Consider the following 4,203-nt stretch of genomic DNA (forward strand, 5'->3'; position numbering starts at 1 on the left):
ACACTTGGCATTTTGCTGTCCGTTGTTTCTGGAAATCGCCATCGGCCGCAGCTCAGGCTGCGCGGTCATGAATGCTCTTGGGACGCGCAACCACCTTGAACGCGTCGGTGACGCAGGTCACATCCGTCGGCGACAAATTATGGTGGTTGGGCAGGTAAATCCCATAGTCGTGAATCAGATCTGCGTTTGGCAGCACCTGATGCCCGTAATGCCGGATCCAGAACGGATGGCGCGCGATATTTCCGCAGATGAGCGGTCGACACTCGATATCCTGGTCCCTGAGGTGCTCGAATACCTCCATCCTGTTCTCCACCAAGGTGCCATAGGCGAAGGAGGATAACAGCTCAGTCTCGCTGTCCTGACGATAATAACCCCGCAACTGCGCGGCGTAGATGTCAAAATTTCGTTCGCGAACCCGGCAGATATCATCGAGTTTCAGAATTTGCTGACGCCCGATGAAGGCCTGCAGATCCGTCGAGCGCAGGTTAAACCCGGCGTAGTAGAAGGTGTAAAGGTTGCGGAAATCGTCGATATTGTGGTCTTGCTGCAGCTGATCGCGCAATGTCGGGTTGAGATCCCGGCTCCAGCCATGAGACCGCAGCGACAGCATGACCTGATGGAGCTCACTGTCATCGGTGACAACCATCCCCCCTTCGATCGTCGAGATATGATGCCCGTAATAGAATGAGAAACTGCCCGCAGTCCCATGACAGCCGAGTTTTCGCCCGTCGCTGACCGATCCCAGGGCTTCGCAGCTGTCCTCCAGCAAGAGGACATCATACCGTTCGCAGATGTCCCGGATCGCCGCCATATGGTTGGCGTGACCAAGCACATGCACAAGGATCAGCAGGGCCGGAGCCTCCTCCTTGCAGAGCCGTTCGAGATGATCCAGATCCAGCCCGAGATTGGTCGGATCGCAGTCGCAAAGCCGCACATCAAAACCGAACTGGATAAGTGGGGACACCGTGGTCACCCAGCTGACGGCGGGCGCGATCACCTTGTTGTTCCGCAACCGTCCGGCTTCGCGCGCGGCATATATCATCAGCAGGTTTGCAGACGAGCCCGAGTTCACAAATACCGCATGTTTGCAGCCCATCCATGCCGCGAACTCGGCTTCGAAGGCGGTTGTTTCTTCCGCCTTTGTCAGGCGATTCCCCGCCATCATCCAATCGGCGGTCTGCTGGAGTTCCCGCCGCGAGATGGTGTCCTGGGCCAGGGTGATCGGCCGCGGTGGCTGAAAATTCTTCATGCTTGCGCCCCTCTTACAGCCTGCATCGCCTTTAACTCGACGTAGTAATGTCGCACCTCGTTGTAAGCGGCGGTGATGTTGGCGGCCTTCTTCTGATCTTTCAGCGCGTCGATGGTGATCGAGCCATCATGAGCCCGGAAACTGGCAAGAGGTTCCTTCACAAAGCCAACCTTCGGATATCGCAGCATCGATAGCAGCGAGGCGAAGATATCTGGCCCAACCCCGTGGTATTCGCTGTTTTGCAGCGGCAACCGCCCCTGGTAGAGCGCATCGATCAATACCTGGCGCCGAAACAGAGCCGCCCCGGGGGAGATCAGGGATCCGACGATGTTTTCTTCCGCCAGGCGGTTCTCAAAAATACCCGTATCCGGCAGCCATCCCAAGAACTGCGTCATCATCTGCTTGCCGGTTTTATTGTCGACAACCTCAGCCCCGGTGAAGGCAAAGCCGACATCATCGCTGATGACAGCCAGGCATTTTTCAATGAAGGTCGGAGCAATCCAGTCATCGTCATACTGCAGGTGAACAAATTCGCCAGATGCATGCAGGACGCCCTCAAGCCAGCAAAAATGCGGGCCGAAGTCCTTTTCCCGCCGGACGTAGATGATCTTATCACCATATTCCGCGGCAACCTGCGGCGTATGATCAGTCGACCCGTGATCTACGACGATCACTTCGCAGGCGACCGTCTGATCAAGCGCACTGTCGATTGCCTTGGGCAGCATATCCGCACGGTTAAATGTGGGAACTACAATGGAAACTCTCTTAGTCATGGCGTTCTCCAAGGATCGCACGCAGGCGCGTGACATCGGCCTCTAGCGTGTCGTTCTGGCCCAGGGGCCGTATGTTCAAAGGGAAAGGAGCAAGGGATTGGGCAAAATCTGCTACCGTCATCGCACACCCGGAGCCGACGTTGACCGGCCCCTCGGCATCCGAAAGAGCGAGTTCGACAATAAGGCGCGCCGCCTGTGCAGCGGGCAGAAAATCCCGCCGACTGCCGGCACCGTAGAGGTCAAACGGCGCCTCCGGCACGGCGGTCTTCAACCGAGTGACAAGCGTCGGGCGCAGATAGCTTCCAGATTGTTCAGGGTCGTGGATCGAAAACAATCTGGCGATGCAGAGCGAGCGACCCGTCGCGGCGCAAATCTGTTGCGCAGCCAGCTCTGCCATCCGCTTGGTTTGACCATAAAGTGAAACCGGTTCGATGGTATCGGTTTCGAAAATTGGCGTCTCTTTGCTCGCATAGACATGGCTGGAGGAACACAGAAGCATCCGGGCATGAGTATTGCCAAGCGCAGCCAGAAGGTTGATCGTGCCGCCAGCGTTCACAGCAAAGGCGCCGCCGGGATCGCCCTGCACCGCCTTGACCGGCACCATGGCAGCAAGGTGGATGACCAGATCAAGCGGGCCCGCCGTGTTGATGACCTGGGCAATCTCATCGGGTTTTGTCAGATCTGCGGTGTTGCGGATCACAACCGCATCAGGCGCAAGCTCTGCCAGAGCAGCCATGGCGTGGCGGCCAACGATACCGCCGCTGCCGGTTATGAAGATACGTTGCGACATGGTCACTGCATCGAGATGCTTTGGGCCGCGCCATGCGCTCTCAACCCCATTGAACGAAATTTCGCGGCCAGCTCCGCACTGGCTCGTTCGATTTTATTCAGCTCGACAGGGTCCGGGACACCAGCCGCGGGAGCAAGGCCGGGCCATTTGGAAAAATCACCCGAGGTGATGAAATCGGCAAAGGAAGCGCGACTGATCCCGTGATCACGCAGGTACTCATTGTCCTGGTGCGGGCGGAATTCGGCCTGGGATGTCTCGTCAGAATAGTACCGGCCGACCACCATCGGGATCCGCGTGAACTTGCGATTATTCTTGGCAAGGACCTGCCAGAAGATGGCATCGCCAATCGATTTGATCGGTGTCTGGTTGCCGAAGTAGCTCGGGTACCATGGGCCGACCTGCTCCAGGCTCCACAGTGTGGCAGGTCCATATGTTCCCCGCTCAGCCGTTCCGCTGCCAAGCCGCAGATTTGATTGTTTCTTCGGCGGCCAATTGGCAGCGAAGCAGGTATCCCAGAGGTCTTCCACAGCAAACTTTTGGTCGAGGTGACTTTCATCAAAGCTGACGAGCCATTCACCACCAACCAATGCGGATTTGGTCGCAATCGCTGCGGCGACCATCGCCTGAACGGCATTGGTGGCCAGGCGATCATCCATATTAAGGTTCATGATATATTTGGTACGTGCCAGTGCAGTTGCTGCGGACCAGGCCTCGTAGATCGTGAGCGGCTCGTCAAAACTGTGCCAGGGCGCGTCCAGCCACTCGGGGGCAACATCACCATTGTCAAAGATGTAGCAAGGCTCAACGGGGATCGACTGTGCCTTCAGATTCTCCCAATGAGACCGCAATAACTCGTGCTTGTTCGGCTGCTTATGCCAGACGGCGCAGAAAACCGTCACCAGAGGACGATCGCCTGTATCTGGATCAGGAGCATTGAAAGAGCGAAACTGCATGTGACCGGTTCTCCAGCAAAGCACGCGCAACGAACTGCGCTCACGATCCCGAAGATACGCCCATAAGAAATAAATTTGAGTTAAGTCGCGTCCGTTTCCAAAAGTCCCCAGCGACAATAGCCAGAATCCTGGTGGAAGAGCAGGACCGCGACGTCGCCTCCGGTGCAAAAGATCGCCAATGCTAAGGACCTGTTAGAGCTGAACGAGCGCTTGCAGTATCAAGGTCGCCCTTTCTTCGGATCGCCCCCGCCGTTGCGGTCAAGCGTTCGGGCGGCGGGGTTTTCAGCGCTGATGTGTACCGCTTTGGTTTGGCGCGCTTCGTTTCATGATTGGTATGATGGCTGTAGGCGCTGGGGCGCTATTTTGCTTCGGTATTGCATCCAGTGCCTGTGCCTGAACGCGAAGATCCCCGCCGGAGCGAGGTTTAAGGTTGTGATA

At 57.0% G+C, this 4,203-nt stretch carries 4 protein-coding genes; all 4 read right to left on the bottom strand.

The features are described 5' to 3' along the window. Positions 1 to 52 precede the first annotated feature (52 nt). The 4 genes from VWZ87_RS03560 to VWZ87_RS03575 are packed head-to-tail and all read right to left on the bottom strand — an operon-like array spanning position 53 to position 3,765. Positions 53 to 1,249, bottom strand: a complete 1,197-nt coding sequence (locus tag VWZ87_RS03560; protein WP_416536355.1) for a DegT/DnrJ/EryC1/StrS family aminotransferase — start codon at positions 1,247 to 1,249, stop codon at positions 53 to 55. Then, positions 1,246 to 2,022 carry a glycosyltransferase family 2 protein gene (locus tag VWZ87_RS03565; RefSeq protein ID WP_340547862.1) on the bottom strand — a complete coding sequence of 259 codons (777 nt, stop codon included), beginning with the start codon at positions 2,020 to 2,022 and terminating at the stop codon, positions 1,246 to 1,248. The genes VWZ87_RS03560 and VWZ87_RS03565 overlap by 4 nt, the downstream gene beginning before the upstream one ends. Further along, positions 2,015 to 2,812, bottom strand: a complete 798-nt coding sequence (locus VWZ87_RS03570) for an NAD-dependent epimerase/dehydratase family protein (protein ID WP_416536354.1) — start codon at positions 2,810 to 2,812, stop codon at positions 2,015 to 2,017. Before VWZ87_RS03570 ends, VWZ87_RS03565 begins: the two co-directional genes overlap by 8 nt. A gap of 2 nt (positions 2,813 to 2,814) precedes the next feature. Next, the gene (locus VWZ87_RS03575) at positions 2,815 to 3,765 is read right to left on the bottom strand and encodes a glycosyltransferase family 2 protein (protein WP_416536353.1); all 951 of its coding nucleotides are present in this window, start codon (positions 3,763 to 3,765) and stop codon (positions 2,815 to 2,817) included. Between the last annotated feature and the right edge of the window lie 438 nt (positions 3,766 to 4,203).

It is taken from the genome of Phaeobacter sp. JH20_37 (assembly GCF_048056015.1).
GTDB lineage: Bacteria > Pseudomonadota > Alphaproteobacteria > Rhodobacterales > Rhodobacteraceae > Phaeobacter > Phaeobacter bryozoorum.

Excerpts from the sequence above, each read along its gene's own strand:
- VWZ87_RS03575 (WP_416536353.1), bottom strand. The coding sequence starts at position 3,765 with ATGCAGTTTCGCTCTTTCAATGCTCCTGATCCAGATACAGGCGATCGT.
- VWZ87_RS03570 (WP_416536354.1), bottom strand. The coding sequence starts at position 2,812 with ATGTCGCAACGTATCTTCATAACCGGCAGCGGCGGTATCGTTGGCCGC.
- VWZ87_RS03560 (WP_416536355.1), bottom strand. The coding sequence starts at position 1,249 with ATGAAGAATTTTCAGCCACCGCGGCCGATCACCCTGGCCCAGGACACC.
- VWZ87_RS03565 (WP_340547862.1), bottom strand. The coding sequence starts at position 2,022 with ATGACTAAGAGAGTTTCCATTGTAGTTCCCACATTTAACCGTGCGGAT.